17 protein-coding genes and 1 pseudogene are annotated in these 14091 nt (G+C 74.1%); 8 read left to right on the forward strand and 10 right to left on the reverse strand.

Annotated elements, in window-relative coordinates; all coding sequences use genetic code 11:
• Nucleotides 1-25: 25 nt before the first annotated feature.
• Both MKK60_RS05445 and MKK60_RS05450 read right to left on the reverse strand, forming a co-directional pair.
• Nucleotides 26-298, reverse strand: coding sequence for a YiaA/YiaB family inner membrane protein (locus tag MKK60_RS05445; RefSeq protein ID WP_243984169.1), 273 nt, complete (start codon nucleotides 296-298; stop codon nucleotides 26-28).
• Nucleotides 299-345: 47 nt separating this feature from the next.
• Nucleotides 346-1026, reverse strand: coding sequence for a PspA/IM30 family protein (locus MKK60_RS05450; RefSeq protein ID WP_243932883.1), 681 nt, complete (start codon nucleotides 1024-1026; stop codon nucleotides 346-348).
• 111 nt (nucleotides 1027-1137) lie between these two features.
• Between MKK60_RS05450 and MKK60_RS05455 the strand changes: the two genes are divergently transcribed.
• Nucleotides 1138-1788 carry a TetR/AcrR family transcriptional regulator gene (locus tag MKK60_RS05455; RefSeq protein WP_243984172.1) on the forward strand — a complete coding sequence of 217 codons (651 nt, stop codon included), beginning with the start codon at nucleotides 1138-1140 and terminating at the stop codon, nucleotides 1786-1788.
• Between the two features lie 34 nt (nucleotides 1789-1822).
• On the opposite strand, the gene MKK60_RS05460 is transcribed toward MKK60_RS05455, so the two are convergent.
• Nucleotides 1823-2077 carry a hypothetical protein gene (locus MKK60_RS05460; protein ID WP_243984174.1) on the reverse strand — a complete coding sequence of 85 codons (255 nt, stop codon included), beginning with the start codon at nucleotides 2075-2077 and terminating at the stop codon, nucleotides 1823-1825.
• A gap of 152 nt (nucleotides 2078-2229) precedes the next feature.
• On the opposite strand from MKK60_RS05460, the gene MKK60_RS05465 reads away from it, so the two are divergent.
• Nucleotides 2230-2421, forward strand: a complete 192-nt coding sequence (locus MKK60_RS05465) for a hypothetical protein (RefSeq protein WP_147729394.1) — start codon at nucleotides 2230-2232, stop codon at nucleotides 2419-2421.
• Between the two features lie 106 nt (nucleotides 2422-2527).
• Here the strand turns inward: MKK60_RS05465 and zwf are convergent, their stop codons facing one another.
• Both zwf and MKK60_RS05475 read right to left on the reverse strand, forming a co-directional pair.
• Complete coding sequence (zwf, locus tag MKK60_RS05470) at nucleotides 2528-4060, reverse strand: glucose-6-phosphate dehydrogenase (protein WP_147729397.1); 1533 nt, start codon at nucleotides 4058-4060, stop codon at nucleotides 2528-2530.
• Between the two features lie 121 nt (nucleotides 4061-4181).
• The gene (locus MKK60_RS05475; RefSeq protein ID WP_147844122.1) at nucleotides 4182-4439 is read right to left on the reverse strand and encodes a hypothetical protein; all 258 of its coding nucleotides are present in this window, start codon (nucleotides 4437-4439) and stop codon (nucleotides 4182-4184) included.
• A gap of 111 nt (nucleotides 4440-4550) precedes the next feature.
• Here MKK60_RS05475 and MKK60_RS05480 point away from each other — a divergent pair, with 111 nt between their 5' ends.
• On the forward strand, nucleotides 4551-5327 hold the full coding sequence (locus tag MKK60_RS05480; RefSeq protein ID WP_243984176.1) for an ABC transporter ATP-binding protein: 777 nt from the start codon (nucleotides 4551-4553) through the stop codon (nucleotides 5325-5327).
• 76 nt (nucleotides 5328-5403) lie between these two features.
• On the forward strand, nucleotides 5404-5913 hold the full coding sequence (locus MKK60_RS05485) for an OsmC family protein (RefSeq protein WP_147729800.1): 510 nt from the start codon (nucleotides 5404-5406) through the stop codon (nucleotides 5911-5913).
• 77 nt (nucleotides 5914-5990) lie between these two features.
• Here MKK60_RS05485 and MKK60_RS05490 read toward each other — a convergent pair whose 3' ends face one another.
• The 5 genes from MKK60_RS05490 to MKK60_RS05510 form a co-directional block, all read right to left on the reverse strand.
• Nucleotides 5991-6257 (reverse strand): hypothetical protein, encoded by a 267-nt coding sequence (locus MKK60_RS05490; protein WP_147844124.1) that lies wholly within the window; start codon nucleotides 6255-6257, stop codon nucleotides 5991-5993.
• Nucleotides 6258-6628: 371 nt separating this feature from the next.
• On the reverse strand, nucleotides 6629-7489 hold the full coding sequence (locus tag MKK60_RS05495; protein WP_243984179.1) for a class I SAM-dependent methyltransferase: 861 nt from the start codon (nucleotides 7487-7489) through the stop codon (nucleotides 6629-6631).
• A gap of 94 nt (nucleotides 7490-7583) precedes the next feature.
• Complete coding sequence (locus MKK60_RS05500; protein ID WP_243984200.1) at nucleotides 7584-9521, reverse strand: putative bifunctional diguanylate cyclase/phosphodiesterase; 1938 nt, start codon at nucleotides 9519-9521, stop codon at nucleotides 7584-7586.
• 199 nt (nucleotides 9522-9720) lie between these two features.
• Complete coding sequence (locus MKK60_RS05505; RefSeq protein ID WP_243984181.1) at nucleotides 9721-11016, reverse strand: DUF5666 domain-containing protein; 1296 nt, start codon at nucleotides 11014-11016, stop codon at nucleotides 9721-9723.
• A 160-nt stretch (nucleotides 11017-11176) separates the two neighbouring features.
• Nucleotides 11177-12049 carry a DUF6502 family protein gene (locus MKK60_RS05510; protein WP_243984183.1) on the reverse strand — a complete coding sequence of 291 codons (873 nt, stop codon included), beginning with the start codon at nucleotides 12047-12049 and terminating at the stop codon, nucleotides 11177-11179.
• Between the two features lie 154 nt (nucleotides 12050-12203).
• Here MKK60_RS05510 and MKK60_RS05515 point away from each other — a divergent pair, with 154 nt between their 5' ends.
• From MKK60_RS05515 to MKK60_RS05530, 4 genes and pseudogenes are all read left to right on the forward strand, one after another.
• Entirely contained in the window at nucleotides 12204-12524 is a 321-nt protein-coding gene (locus MKK60_RS05515) for a hypothetical protein (protein WP_243948413.1), read from the forward strand.
• Nucleotides 12521-12691, forward strand: a complete 171-nt coding sequence (locus MKK60_RS05520; RefSeq protein WP_243984186.1) for a hypothetical protein — start codon at nucleotides 12521-12523, stop codon at nucleotides 12689-12691. The genes MKK60_RS05515 and MKK60_RS05520 overlap by 4 nt, the downstream gene beginning before the upstream one ends.
• A 186-nt stretch (nucleotides 12692-12877) precedes the next feature.
• Nucleotides 12878-13627, forward strand: coding sequence for an outer membrane protein (locus MKK60_RS05525; protein WP_409567369.1), 750 nt, complete (start codon nucleotides 12878-12880; stop codon nucleotides 13625-13627).
• A 261-nt stretch (nucleotides 13628-13888) separates the two neighbouring features.
• Nucleotides 13889-14091, forward strand: a pseudogene (locus MKK60_RS05530) (transglutaminase-like cysteine peptidase); the annotation flags it as partial.

Raw genomic sequence — 14091 nt, forward strand, 5'->3', positions numbered from 1 at the left:
TTGCCCGGATCGGTCCTTGCCCGGATCAGTCCTTGCCGACCGACATCAGCAGGCGCTCGGTCTTGGCGTCCTCGATGCGGTTCACCATGCGGCGGCCCTCGTGCACGTCGCGCACCGTCTTGGTCGCGGTGATGCAGGACTGGACCAGCATCACCACGCCCATGGCGAGGTAGCCCTTGATCCAGATGTCCACCGGCAGGAACAGGATCCCGCAGGCCACCATCGCGGCCGAGCCGAGGGAGGCGGCGTAGGTGAAGGTGACCCAGGCGCCGGAATGCTGGGTGGTCTCGTTGTTCATGACACGCTCCTGATGCGGGACGGGAAAGGGATGGGATGCTCGGTGGGTCAGGCGGCCGGGGCGAGCCCGGCCTTGCGGCGCAGGCGCTCCAGCACGTCGCCGCCGGTCGGGCGGGTGCGCGGGCCGAAGCCCTCGCGCGCCAGGCGCTCGGCGATGTCGGCGCCGTCGGCCTCGGCAAGCGCCGCCTCGGTGTCGGTCGCCTCGGCCTGGAGCGCGCGCAGGCGCGCCAGGGTCGCCTCGGCCTCGCGCAGGGTGGCCGTGTCGCCGCGGCCGGTCTGGGCCGAGAGCCGCCGCACGGCTTCCGTCGCGCCGGCGACCCGCCGGCCGCGTTCCAGCTCCGCCTGCCGGCGGGTGGCGTCGGCGACGGTGGCGCGGATGCGGGCGACCTCGGCGGCGAACCGCGTGCGGGCCTCGTCGATCGCCCGGCGCTCGGCCTCGAGCTCGGCGATCGCGTCCGCCGCCTCCGCCGCGAGGTCGTCGCGCCCGGCGGCGAGCGCCGCGACGGCGCGGCCTTCGAGGTCGGCCGCCCGGGCGTCGATCTCGGCGCCGCGGCGGGCCTCGGCCTGGTCGCCGGCGATCGCCACGGCCAGCGCCCGACGGCTGCGCTCCAGCGCGGCGCGGGTCTCGCGGATCTGCTGGTCGAGGATCAGCAGGGCGTTGCGGTCGTGGAGGTCTTCGGTGGCCCGGGCGACTTTCCCTCGGGCGAGGAGGTTGAGCAACTTGAGCATGGTGGGGCTCCCGCGTTATGAACATCGTTCACAACCGGAACCTCTCACGGGCATGAACAGCGTTCAAGTGCGCGATTGCACGTCGTGCAAAATAGGGCCGCGAGGCGGCGCGTGACCGGGCTGGCCGACGGCGGCAAGCCGACGAAGGCGGAGGCACGCCGGGAAGCGCTTCGCACCGCGCTCGTTGCCGCGGCGGAGCGCCGGATCGCGGCGGACGGGCTCGGCGCCCTGCGCGCCCGCGACCTCGCCGCGGATGCCGGCTGCGCGCTCGGCGCGATCTACACCGCGTTCCCGGATCTCGACGCGCTGATCCTCGCGGTGAACCTGCGCACGCTCGGCCTGTTCGAGGCGGCGCTCGGGCCGGAGGCCGACGGGTTCGACGCGGCGGGCGCGGCCGACGAGCTCGTCCGGCTGGGCCAGGCCTATCTCGCCTTCGCGCAAGGCCACGCCAGGCGCTGGCGCGCCCTGTTCCAGCACCAGCTCGCCGACGGGCGGCGCCCGCCGGACGGGTACGTCGCCGAGCAGGCCCGCCTGTTCCGCCGGATCGAGGCGCCGTTGCAGGCGCTGCGCCCGGACCTCCCGGCCCTCGAGCGTGTCCTGCTCGCCCGCAGCCTGTTCTCGGCGACGCACGGCATCGTCATGCTCGGCCTCGACGCGCGCCTGATGGTGCTGCCGGTCGCGGTGGTGCGGGCCCAGCTCGATCTGCTGATCCGCGCCATGGCGACGGGATTGGCGAACGCGGACGGGGCGGGCGCCGCGTGACGCGCTCGGCCGCGCCGACGCTGCGAACCGACGCTCAGGGCGCCTCGGCCTTCGCGATGGCGCGGACCGCCCTCAGCGCGTCCGCCCGGCTCGCGTCGCTCGCAAGCCCGCTCCACAGGCCGAGAAGCTCCCGCAACCCGGCCAGATCGCTCGGCGTGGCGGCCTCGCCGAACAGCGACGCGACCGTGCCGCCGAGCGCTTCGGCGAGACGGCGAAGACTGTCGTTCCCCTCCCCGACATCGTCGCGACCGGGGGTCGTTCCGCGAACCGGACCGGGCTCAACACACATCGACGGTCGCCTCTTAAATAGCCATGCGACCGCAGGCGTTCTCGTATTCTGCATTCAGAACGCTTTTACGGCAATACGCAACCTCTGGTCGTAAGGCGGCGTTGTCGGCTTAAGTCTGAGTTGGCAGATGAGAACATCGCTTTGAAGACAGCATGATGGCGACAGACGAAAGGTTCTCCGCCGGGGCCATGGTCGACGCTTGCCTGCGGCTCTACGAAATCGTCCGCGAGGTCGGAACACCCGAGATGGTCATGACGTGTCGTCTTCTGCTCTATCAAGCCGGATTGCAGATCGCGGACGAGGTCAAGGCCGAGAAGGACGGCGCAAGACGCGACGAACATTGACGGCGTGGGAAAGGCCGGGACCCGGTCCCCGCTCCGTTCCCGCGATGCGTCCGGCCCGACGGGCCTGTCTCGAGGCTCGATCGGTCTTGCCTCGGTCGGTCCTGCCTCAGTCGGTCTTGCCGTCGAGGCCGAGCCAGTGGCGGCCGTCGCGGGCCAGGAGGTCGTCGGCGGCCTTCGGGCCGGGGGTGCCGGCCGCGTAGTCCTCCACCGGGGCGGTCTTCCAGGCCTGCAGCAGCGGCTCGACCGCGGCCCAGCCGGCCTCGATGTTGTCGGCGCGCTGGAACAGCGTCGCGTCGCCGGTCATGCAATCGTAGAGCAGGGTCTCGTAGCCGACGTTGGGCTGGTTCTGGAAGAAGTCGGCGTACTTGAACCCCATCGTCACCCGGCCGATCTGCATCTGCGGCCCGGGCACCTTGACGTTCAGCTCGGTCCCGGCGCCGTGGTCGGGGTCGATGGTGATCCGCATCACGTTGGGGCTGAGCTCGGCCACCGGCGTGTCGGAGAACAGCTGAAACGGCGCCGGCTTGAACAGGATCGCGATCTCGGTGCGGCGCCCGGTCATGCGCTTGCCGGTGCGGACGTAGAACGGCACCCCGGCCCAGCGCCAGTTGTCGATCTCGAGCTTCAGGGCGACGTAGGTCTCGGTGGTCGAATCCTCGGCCACGTGCGGCTCTTCCCGGTAGCCGACGACCGGCTTCCCTTCGAGCGTGCCGGCCGTGTACTGGCCGCGCACGGCGTGGTCGGGCTGGATCGGCTTTACGGCCTGCGCGAGCTTGGCCTTCTCGCCGCGCACGTCCTCGGCCTTGAACGAGTTCGGCGGCTCCATCGCCACCATGCAGAGCAGCTGGAACATGTGGTTGGGCACCATGTCCCGCAGCGCGCCGGTGGGCTCGTAGAACCCGCCGCGCTCCTCGACGCCCACGGTCTCGCCGGCGGTGATCTGGATGCTGTCGACGTATTCGCGCCGCCAGACCGGCTCCAGCATGCCGTTGGCGAAGCGCAGAGCCATGATCGACTGCACCGTCTCCTTCCCCAGGAAGTGGTCGATCCGGTAGAACTGGCTCTCGTCGCCCTGCTTCAGGATCCGCGCGTTGAGCGCCTGCGCCGAGGCGAGGTCGGAGCCGAACGGCTTCTCGATCACCACCCGGCGGAAGGCGTCGTCCGCCTGCTTCAGCAGCCCGGCCTGGCCCAGACCGTCGACCAGGGTGCCGAAGAAGCGCGGCGCCACTGCGAGGTAGAACACCACGTTGCCCGAGACCTTGCCCTTCAGGGCCTCGAAGGTCTTGGCATCCTCGAAGTCCCCCTTGAGGAAGTGGATGCGGTCGCGGATGAAGCCCCAGCTCTTCGGGTCGATCCGGTCGGCGTGGAACTCGGAGCCGGGGTCCTTGCTCAGGGTCTCCATCGAGGTGGTGAGCTCGGTGCGCAGGCCCTCGTCGCTGCCGTCGTTGTGGTCGACGCCGAGGATGGCGAAGCCGGGATCGAGCAGGCCGGCGCCGGCGAGGTTGTAGAGCGAGGGCATCAGCAGGCGCTTGGTCAGGTCGCCGGCGGCGCCGAAGATCACCAGCGTGCAGGGCGGCGCCGGCTTGGTGCCGCAGGCGGCCTCGTCCTTGAGGGGCGCGTCATGGCTCGATTCGGGCATCGGCGTCGTCCGGTTCTGCGACGCGATGGTGCGTCGCGGCATTCGATCGCACGTCAACCGGCGACCGCCACGGCCGTTCCCGGCGTGACGCGATCGTGTGGGGGCGGGAAGGGCCGGCTCCTCACCCCCGCCGGCGCAGCACCACGCCCGGCAGCGGGCAGGCGGCGGGGGCGACGGTGAGCACCGCCGCGCCCGGGCACAGGGCGCGGCAGCCCTGCGCCGCCTCGATCTGGTCGCGGCCGCAGGCCGTCGCGGTGCAGAACCGCCCGAGATCCTCGCAGGTCGCGCGGAAGCGGCCGGTGCCCGGCCGCTCGCGCAGGTCGGCGGCGGCGGCCGGGGCCGCGAGGGCGAGGAGCACCGGAAGAACGAGCCTGATCACGGGTCCACCCCATCGCCTCGCGCGGCCGCGCGAGGCGCCGACGTAGCATGGCGGCGCCTCGCGCCCTATGGCATGCACGCGACAGGCGACAAGAGGACCTCGGCGGACACCGTGCTCGACATCCAAGGCCTCTCCAAGACCTATGCCGACGGCACGCAGGCGCTCGCGGGCATCGACCTGTCGGTGGCGGCCGGCGAGATCGTCGCGCTGATCGGCGGCTCGGGCTGCGGCAAGACCACCCTGCTCCGGCTGATCGCCGGCCTCGACCGCGGCAGCGCCGGCACGATCACGCTCGACGGCGAGGGCATCGCCGCGCCGCATCCCGGCGTGGGCCTGGTGTTCCAGGAGCCGCGCCTGCTGCCCTGGCTCACGGTGGCCGACAATGTCGGCTTCGGCCTCGACGGCGTCCGCAGGCCCGAGCGCCGCGCCCGGGTCGCCCACGCGCTGGAGCGGGTCGGGCTGTCCGAGCACGCCGCGCGCTGGCCGCGCGACCTGTCGGGCGGGCAGCAGCAGCGGGTCTCGATCGCCCGCGCCTTCGTGGCGCGCCCGCGGGTGCTGCTCCTCGACGAGCCGTTCTCGGCGCTCGACGCCTTCACCCGCAAGGACCTGCACGGGCACCTGCTCGCGCTCTGGGCCGAGACCCGCCCGACGATCCTCATCGTCACCCACGACGTCGGCGAGGCGGTGGCGCTCGCCGACCGCGCCGTGGTGATGCGGCCGAAGCCCGGCCGCCTCGACGAGACGGTGCGGCTCGGCATCGCCCGCCCGCGCGACCCCGCCTCGCCGCAGAGCGAGGCCTCGACCCGCGCGATCCTGGCGGCCCTGGACCGCTCACTGCGCCCGGCCGAGGCCCAGGCCGCCGCGGCGCCCGCCGGGAACTGGTGGTAGCGGGCGGCGCCGGTTGAGCCGCGGTGCGGTTCCCGCTAACGGCGACCGATCAAGACCCACGATGGAGGAGACGACGATGGACGCCACCACGCTTCGCGCGCTTCAGGCCCCGCTGAAGGACCAGTACCGCAACACCCCCGACGACGCGGTGATCACCCTCCGGGCCAAGGGCTCGCTCGACGACACCGCGATCGCCTGCAAGGTCGAGACCGGCCGCGCGCTGGCGGTGGCCGGCCTGCACCCGGCGACCGGCGGCTCGGGCGCCGAGCTGTGCTCGGGCGACATGCTGCTCGAGGCGCTGGTCGCCTGCGCCGGCGTGACGCTGAAGGCGGTGGCCACCGCCCTCGAGATCCCGCTGCGCGCCGGCACGGTGAGCGCGGAGGGCGACCTCGACTTCCGTGGGACGCTCGGCGTCGACAAGGCGGCACCGGTGGGCTTCCGTGCGATCCGGCTCGCCTTCGCGCTGGACACCGACGCGCCGCAGGACAAGCTCGACCAGCTGCTCAAGCTGACCGAGCGCTACTGCGTCGTGTTCCAGACCCTGAACCACAAGCCGGAGCTCGCCGTCACCGCCGCCCGCAGCTGAGGGGAGCGCCCACGAAAAAGGGCGGCGGAGCCGAGGCTCCGCCGCCCGTTCGTCCGATCCTGCGATCGGAGCGCGGCTTACCGGGCCAGGCTGCCGGTCCGCGACAGGGCGCGGCCGGTGCGCACCGGGGCCTCGTCGCCGAGGCGCGGGCCGATCGAGCCGGTGGTCAGGGCATCGCCCTCGCGGGCGGAGTCGACCCAGGCCGGCATGCCGAAGAAGCTGCGCGAGTCGGTGCGGTCGACGCGGGGGGCGTCGAAGCCCTGCGAACCGAAGCCCTGGGCGAAGGCGGAGGCCGGGGCGGCGAGCGCGAGGACGAAGGCGAGGGAGGCGAGACGCTTGGTCATGGTCGGTTCCTTGTCGTGATGGACGACCCGGTCTCGCGTCGCTGCGCGCATCCCTGGCCGTCACTGCCATGACCGGGAGATGGTGCGCTGCGGAACGGTTTCACGTGCGCTTTCGCACGTGCGAGAAAGTCAGATTATAGTTCTACTACAATGAGATAGTAGAACTATTCCACCGCGCGCGCCGCCAGGGATATCCCGGTGCCGTTGCTCGACAGTCCATTCGAAGCCCCGCGCGCTCCCTCCCCCGCACCCCTCGCACCCAAGTCGGGCCTGCCCGACTTGGGCACACGGGGTGCGGATCTCGGGCAAGCCCATGATCCGTCGGGGGGAGGGAAGGGGCGCGTCGCGCTTTCGCCGATGGAAAAAGCGCCTCACCCGGCCGAGACGAGCCAGCACCCGGCCGCGAGCCGCACGGCGCCGTCGTCCGCATGGGGCAGCAGCGCCTCGGCGACGGCGGCGAGGGCCGCCCGGCGCAGGGGCGGCTCGGCGTCGCGCAGCAGGCGCGAGACCGGGCCGAGCTCGACCGCAACGGCGGCGGCCGCCTCCGCGGCGGCGCGGGCCGAGCCGTCCGCGGCGCGCCCGAGGACGAGGTCGCGCACCACCGGCGCGACCGAGACGGCGCCGAAGCCGGCCTCCGCCAGCAGGCGGCGCAGGGCGTCCGCGTCGGCGAAGCGGAACGGCCCGGGGCCGGCGAAGTCCGGCGGGCTCGCATCGGGCAGCAGCGGCAGCACGGCCGCGCGGGGCACGGTGACCCACGGGTTGTCGGCCATCGCCTGCCAGCACAGGAAGGTCAGGCGCCCGTGCGGCGCCAGCGCCCGGCGGAGGTTGGCGAAGGCCGCGCGCGAATCCGAGAAGAACATCACGCCGAAGCGCGAGATCGCCCGCGCGAAGGGCGGCCCCGCGAACGCCTGCGTCTCGGCGTCGGCGACGATCCAGTCGATCGGCGCGGCGCCGGCCGGCACCGGCCGCGCCCGCGCCACCGCGAGCAGCGGCTCCGACAGGTCGGCGGCGACGACCCGGCCGGCCGCGCCCACCGCCTCGGCCGCCATCAGCGCCGTCGCGCCGGAGCCGCAGCCGACGTCGAGCACCCCGTCGCCCGGCCGCAGGTCGGCGGCGGCGAGCAGCGCCTCGGTCAGCGGCGCGAACACCGCATCGAGCACGCCCTGGCTGCGCGCCCAGCGCTGGCCGACCGCGCCGTTCCAGTATTCGGCCTGGGTCATCGTCGCTGTCATGGCCTGCTCCGTCGCTCGGCGATCCGGGCGGCATCTTGCATGCCGGGCGGCCGCCGTCAGCGGGGCGCGGCGACGCCGGCGCGTTTCGCCGGTTTCAGGCCGCGGCCATCCGCGCCCCCGCCTGCGACGCCAGCAGGTCCGCCACGGCCTCGGCCGACATCGGCCGGCCGAGATGGTAGCCCTGGAACAGGGTGCAGCCGAACGCCTGCAGCGTGGCGAGGTCGTCGGCGGTCTCGACGCCCTCGGCGACCACCTCGATGTCGAGCCAGCGCCCGAGCGCGAGCACGGCCTGGACCAGCCCGCACTTGTCGTCCGAGCCGGTCAGCCCGGTGACGAAGCTGCGGTCGATCTTGATGCGGTGGGCCTGGAGCTGGCGCAGGGAGGCGAGGGAGGAGTAGCCGATCCCGAAATCGTCCAGCGTCACGCGGATGCCGGCCTCGGCCAGCGCCGTGAGTTTGGCCTGCACCGCGCCGATGTCGAGGGCGGTCTCCTCGGTGATCTCGATCTCCAGCATCCGCGGCGGCAGGCCGAGGGCGGCCAGACGGCCGAGCACGATCTCGTCGACGGCGATCTGCGCCATCTCGCGGGGCGAGACGTTGAGCGCGACCTGGACCGTCTCCAGCCCGTGCCGGCACAGGGTCGCCACCATCGCGCAGGCCTGCTCGAGGATGGCGCGCAGCAGCGACTCGGTGAGGCCGGCCGTCGCCGCCGCCGCCACGACGTCGGCCGGCGGGATCCAGCCGTGGCGCGGGTGGTTCCAGCGCACCAGCGCCTCCAGGCTCACCAGGGTGCGCCCGTCCCGCCCGAAGATCGGCTGGAAGCACACCGTCACCACGCCCTCGGCGAGCGCCTGCGACAGGTCGCGCTCGCTGTCGCGCCGCGTTTCCATCCGGTCGCGCAGGCATTCGTCGAACAGGCGGGCGCGGTTCCGGCCGGCGCCCTTGGCCGCGTAGAGCGCCTCGTCGGCGCAGCTCAGGCGATGCGTCAGGCTGCCGGCGTCGCCCTGGTGGATGCCGATGCTGATGCCGAGCCGGCCGGCGTCGAGGGATTCGAACGGCTCGGCGACCGCGCCGATCAGGCGGGCGGCGAGCACGTCCTGCGCGATCCCCGCCGGCGCCGGCGCGTAGAGCACGGCGAACTCGTCGCCGCCGAGCCGGGCGGCCAGGCTGCCCGGCGGCAGGGCGGCGGCCATCCTTCGCGCCACCTCGGCCAGGACCCGGTCGCCCATGGTGTGGCCGTGGACGTCGTTGACGGATTTGAAGCCGTCGAGGTCGAGCAGCATCAGGCAATGCGCGACGGGCTCGACCGCCGCGTCGTCGCGCAAGGCTGCCTCACCGCGCAAGGCGGCGTCGGCATCCTGCTGGAAGCCGGCGCGGTTCAGGAGGCCGGTGAGGTCGTCGTGGGTCGCCCGCCGCGCCATCTCGAGGGCGAGCGCGCTGGCGCTGGCATGGGCCTCCATGCGCGACTGCGCGAGGGCGCTGGCCTCGTTCTTCAGCCGGCTCGCCTCGCGAAAACCCGCCTCGCACAGGAACGCACCGCGGATCATCGCGGCGAGGTAGAGCAGCACCGTCGCGGCGAGGCAGATCCGGTCGAAGCCGCCGGCCACGAGCAGGCATCCGGCGAACGAGAGCAGCGGCGGGGTGAAGAAGCCGATCGGCATGCGGGCGAAGGCGGTGCCGTAGGTGACGGCGCCGGCGGTCGTGCCGCAGGTCAGCGTCAGGTAGAACACCGTCTGCGCCGCGGTGCAGCCGGCGCACAGCGCCGGAAGGAACGCCCAGACCAGGCCCGACAGCCAGGCCGCCATCCAGACCAGGCGCAGGTGCCGGTCGACCGAGCGGGCGGCGGCCTCCGCCGACAGCGCCGTCCGCGGCGACAGCGCGGCGCAGGGCACGCGGCACAGGGCGAGGCGCAGCAGATTGGCCGCCGTCGAGGCCGCGAACCAGGTCGCGCCGACGGCGCCCTGCCCGGCATGGATCGCCACGATCATGCCGACCAGGCCGAGGGCCATGTTGATCGGGATGGCGGTCGACATGCTCAGGCGCAGGGCCGCGAGCTGATCCCGCCGGATCAGGCGGTCGAGGTCCGACGGGCTCGGTACCGGACGGGGCCGGTCGTTCAAGGGGTCAGGCACGTCGCATCCAACCTGCAGGCGTCCCTTCGACTGACGCCGGAGCGGTGAAGGATCGCTTAAGCACGCGGGCCGCCGAGCGTTGGACGGCGCGCGTGCGACATCAGCGCCGGGGGCCGCCGCCCGGCCCGCCCGGCCCGCCGAACCCGCCGGGGCCGGCCCCCGGCCCGCCGAAGCCGCCGGGACCGCCCGGGCCGCCGAGCCCGCCCGCGCCACCGAACCCGCCGGGGCCGCCGTGCCCGCCGCCGAACCCGTTCGGGGCCGTGCGGGTGTCGATGCCGAACCCGCCGCCCGGTCCGTTGCCGCCTGGGGCGCTGCCGCCGAGCCCGCCGCCCGCAGATCCGCCGCCCGGTCCACCGCCCCCCGGCCCGCCGCCGCCGGACCCACGGCCGCCGCGCTCGAAGCGTCCGTCCGGGCCGCCTCCGGGCAGGCCGCGGCCGTCGATCCGGTCCGGCGCGCGCTCGAACAGCGGGTTGCGGTCCGGCGCGGTGCCGCGTTCGTCGAGGCGCAGGGCCTCGACGGTGAGGCGCCCGTCGGCGGCCCGCCGCGTCGTCAGCACGGCGCGGACGCTGCCGCGGCGCGGGATCGCCGCACCGGCCGGCCCGGCGACGTCGAGGCCGGAGCCGAGGTTCATCCGGCCGCCGCTGCGGCCGATATAGGCCTCCACCGAGACCCGGCTCAGCCCCGGCGGGAATGGCAGCGCCTCGCTCGCGCGGGCCACCTTGAGCACGCCGCCCGCTGCCTCGCCAGCGACCGCGGCGCGCCGGCCGGCGGGCAGCGCGTCGGCGCCCTCCAGCTGCAGGCGTCCGATCACCGGGCGGCCGTCGCGGTCGTGCCGGACCGGGCCCGCGACGCGGGCGGGGCCCTCGGCCCGGGGCTCGATCAGGCTGGCGACGACGACGCCGTCCGGCCGGCGCAGGCCCGACACCGCGACCCGGTCGCCGACCGCCCAGCGCCCGGCGACGCCGGCCGTGGCGACGCTCTGACCGAGGACGACGAGGGCGCCCTCGGCCACCCTCTCCACCGGCCCGACCACCTCGCTCGTCACGTCGATCCGCCGGGTCGCGAGGCCGCCCGCCTCGGCATGGGCGACGACGTGGACCACGTGGCCGATCCGCATGTCGGCGGCGCGCGCCGCAACCCCGTCGATGCGCACGCTCACGTCCTCGGGATAGGCGATGCGCAGGTCGTTGACGACGATCGAGCCGAAGCGGCGGATCGTGCCGATCACCCCCGTGCCGCCGATGCCGCGGTCGCCGTCCCCCGGCGTGTCCGTCGGCCGCGCCCCGGTGCCGCCGATGCCCTGGTCGCGCGGCGCCTCCTGCGGCAGCGCGCGCCCCGGAACCAGGGCGGCGCCGGCGAGCAGGCGCAGGACGAGGCGGCGGGTCGGAGCGCTCATGCGCGCGGTCCCGGGGCGCCTGAATGCGAAGGGCCTCGCAGGCCACCCTCCCCCGCAGAGGGGGGAGGAAGGGCGCCTCGTCCGAGTCGGTCGCTCGACGACCGAACACCGCCCCGATCCGCGCGCGATCGTGCGACCGACAGGTTTCCGACCGACAGGTTCACGCCCCGGCCTCCGGCGTGGCCGGCGACGCCTCCTCGGCAGGGGGGACGCCCGCGCGCGGCGGCACGGCTTCGGCGTAGACGTAGAGGCCGAAGTTCCAGCGGTGGGGGCCGCCGGGATCGGTGGCGCAGGCGGCGTGGGCCTCGCGGTTGGCCTGGGTCAGCGCCTCCATCGCGATCTCCTTGGCGCGCGCCTCCAGCCGCCGCGCCAGATCCTCCGACAGCCCGTCGTAATGCACCGCGCGCTCGAGGAAGCGCGGCGCCTCGCCGAGGACGTTGGCGACCGAGGCCGCGATGTGGTCGTGGAGGTTGCGCCCGAAATAGTAGAGCTGCGGCTCGCCGCCGCCGCGCGGCACGTAGGCGGCCTCGGCCAGCACGATCCGGTCCTGGCCGTCGAGGGTGGCGAGCCCGCGGTCGAGCCATTCGTCGAGCACGGCGCGGGGCCGCAGGTCGCGGGTCACACCGGCGACCAGGGCCTCGAAGGAGGGGCCGTCCTCGCCCGCGCGCCGCAGCGCCAGCGGGCGCCCGTCCGGGTCGGTGAAGGCGGGGTCCGCGAGCCACCGGGCGATGATCCGGCTGGTGCGCGAGACCACCGCCGGCACCGCGCTCACCGGCGCCCCGGCCCCGCGCAGGCGCCGCACCTCCTTGCGGTGGATGCCGGTGAGCAGCGAGACCCGGCTGTCGGTCTGCTCCTTGCCCTGCAGCGCGAAGTCGTGCTCGGCGACGTTGACGTAGAGCTCGCGCAGCAGGTTCGTCAGCGCCGGGAAGGTGATGCCGCGGGCCACGAACAGCCGGACCAGCGGGCGCAGCAGGCGCGCCACCGGCGCGTGCAGGGCAGCCCCCTCGGCGGTGTCGTTGACGGTCTCGGACATCGGCGCAGCATGGAGGTGGGCAACGTGGGACACAATCCCACATCGTGCGCCGGCGCACCTCGGCCCACCGATTTCGCGTTGACGTGGGAAATCTGCACACATACGGTTTGTGCGTGGTCAAATTTCCCACGTCAACGCGACCCGGACGAGGCCGATGCCCGAACCGAAACCCGCCCTCGTCTGCCGCCCGATGCCGCCCCTGAACGCGACCCTGCGCCGCGATCGCAGGCCGCCGGGCGGGACCACCCTTTCGCGACTGGGCCGGCTCGCCGCCTGCCTCGTCGCCCTCGCGCTGCCCGCCCTCGGGATCGCCGCCGCGGACACGGTCCACCGCGTCGCGACCCCAGGGGCGCTGCAGGCCGCAGCACCAGGATCCCCCTCCCGGGATGCTGCGGTGCTCGACGGCGCCTCCCGGGCCGGCAGCCCGGTCCGGGAGGCGCTCCTCCTCACCCCCGACCGGGATCCGCGCCGATGATCGCCGCCGCCGCCCGAAGGCCGCCCGCCATAGGGACCGACCCGATGCGGACCGACCGGATGCGGACCGACCCGAGACCCCCGTGCGGCGGCGCCCGCGTCCTCGACCTCGCGATCTGCATGATCCTGGCCGTCACCATCGTCGGCCTGCTGCTGCTGGCGCTCTGACCGGCCCGTCGGAGGGCGTCTTCCGCAGCCGCGCCTTCCCCTCGCTGCGGAGGGGCGCGACCTTTCCGGACAACGCGCTCCCCACTCCTGGCCCGCTTCGCGGCCCTCCCCCCGCCGAAGGGGGAGGCACGGGCGGCCCGCTGGATCCCGCTCCGCAAAACCTCCCATCCCAACACGAGAACCCCCATGTCGAGATCCGTTCCGGCGCTCGTTCGCACCCTGCTGCCCGCCTTCGGCCTGATGGCGGGGCTCGCCTCCGCCGAAGCCGCGGACCTGCCGCGGCGGGCGCCGCCTCCGCCGCCGCCGGTTCCGCCCGCCTTCACCTGGACCGGGTTCTACGCCGGCGTGAACGCCGGCTACGCGTTCCGCGAGTCCGGCAAGGGCTTCACCGACCCGACCTACGGCACCGTGACCGGCGGGGCGGCGAAGGGCGGCTTCGCCGGCGGCGGCCAGGTCGGCTATAACTACCAGCTCACGCCGGGCTCGGGCTTCGTCGTCGGCGTCGAGGCCGACATCCAAGGCACCGCCTTCGCCAAGGCGGATGCGGCCTATCTCGGCACGGTGCCCTACGCGAGCGTCCGCCCGAGCCTCGACTACTTCGGCACCGTGCGCGGCCGCGTCGGCTACACCTTCGACCGGGTGCTGATCTACGGCACCGGCGGCTTCGCCTACGGCGGCGGGTCGGCCTCGGCGAACGCGGCCGCCTACCCCTACGCCCTGCCGGACACGACGCGGACCGGCTACGCCGTCGGCGGCGGCATCGAGTACGCCTTCACCGACAGGATCTCGGCCAAGATCGAGGCGCTCTACCTCGACCTCGGCAAGCGCGTCTCGGGCGCGACCTACTACGATGCCGCCACCGCCACCTATTACGGCGCCGGACGCAGCGATGCCGGCTTCGGCCTGGTCCGCGCCGGCCTGAACTACCGGTTCTGAGACCCCGCCGCCGCACGGCGCGCGATCCGCAAGGGCCTCGTCCGAGCCGGCACCCGCCGGGCCGGGCGAGGCGCCCGCATCCCGCCTGTGGCCCGTCTGCATCGGTCCAGCCGCCCGATCCGCACGCCCGTGTTACGCACAGCATTAACCTTTCGTTAAGGGGGCGATTGCCGTCGGGGCCCGGGCGTGAGAGCTTTCGTTAACGAGAGCTTAACGGGTTGGGCCACGGCGATGCGGTTCGCGATTTCGACGGTTCGGGCGGTGTCGGCGCCCCGCCTGCGCAAGGCCCTCGCCGGCCTCGCGGTGACCGCGGGCCTCGCCTTCGCCGTCGCCCCGGTCGCGGCGCAGACCCTGGCCTCGCTGCCCGCCCCCACCATCGCCGCCGCGTCGGTCGGCGCCGCCAAGCCGATCCTCGCCTGGGTCGCCTTCTGCCAGGGCTACCCGGCCGAGTGCGCGGTCGACCC

The organism is Methylobacterium sp. J-092 (assembly GCF_022829325.1).
GTDB lineage: Bacteria > Pseudomonadota > Alphaproteobacteria > Rhizobiales > Beijerinckiaceae > Methylobacterium.

Coding starts and splice junctions, on each gene's coding strand:
- MKK60_RS05445 (WP_243984169.1), bottom strand. CDS start 298: ATGAACAACGAGACCACCCAGCATTCCGGCGCCTGGGTCACCTTCACC.
- MKK60_RS05450 (WP_243932883.1), bottom strand. CDS start 1,026: ATGCTCAAGTTGCTCAACCTCCTCGCCCGAGGGAAAGTCGCCCGGGCC.
- MKK60_RS05460 (WP_243984174.1), bottom strand. CDS start 2,077: ATGTGTGTTGAGCCCGGTCCGGTTCGCGGAACGACCCCCGGTCGCGAC.
- MKK60_RS05465 (WP_147729394.1), top strand. CDS start 2,230: ATGATGGCGACAGACGAAAGGTTCTCCGCCGGGGCCATGGTCGACGCT.
- zwf (WP_147729397.1), bottom strand. CDS start 4,060: ATGCCCGAATCGAGCCATGACGCGCCCCTCAAGGACGAGGCCGCCTGC.
- MKK60_RS05485 (WP_147729800.1), top strand. CDS start 5,404: ATGGACGCCACCACGCTTCGCGCGCTTCAGGCCCCGCTGAAGGACCAG.
- MKK60_RS05490 (WP_147844124.1), bottom strand. CDS start 6,257: ATGACCAAGCGTCTCGCCTCCCTCGCCTTCGTCCTCGCGCTCGCCGCC.
- MKK60_RS05495 (WP_243984179.1), bottom strand. CDS start 7,489: ATGACAGCGACGATGACCCAGGCCGAATACTGGAACGGCGCGGTCGGC.
- MKK60_RS05500 (WP_243984200.1), bottom strand. CDS start 9,521: ATGTCGACCGCCATCCCGATCAACATGGCCCTCGGCCTGGTCGGCATG.
- MKK60_RS05505 (WP_243984181.1), bottom strand. CDS start 11,016: ATGAGCGCTCCGACCCGCCGCCTCGTCCTGCGCCTGCTCGCCGGCGCC.
- MKK60_RS05510 (WP_243984183.1), bottom strand. CDS start 12,049: ATGTCCGAGACCGTCAACGACACCGCCGAGGGGGCTGCCCTGCACGCG.
- MKK60_RS05515 (WP_243948413.1), top strand. CDS start 12,204: ATGCCCGAACCGAAACCCGCCCTCGTCTGCCGCCCGATGCCGCCCCTG.
- MKK60_RS05520 (WP_243984186.1), top strand. CDS start 12,521: ATGATCGCCGCCGCCGCCCGAAGGCCGCCCGCCATAGGGACCGACCCG.
- MKK60_RS05525 (WP_409567369.1), top strand. CDS start 12,878: ATGTCGAGATCCGTTCCGGCGCTCGTTCGCACCCTGCTGCCCGCCTTC.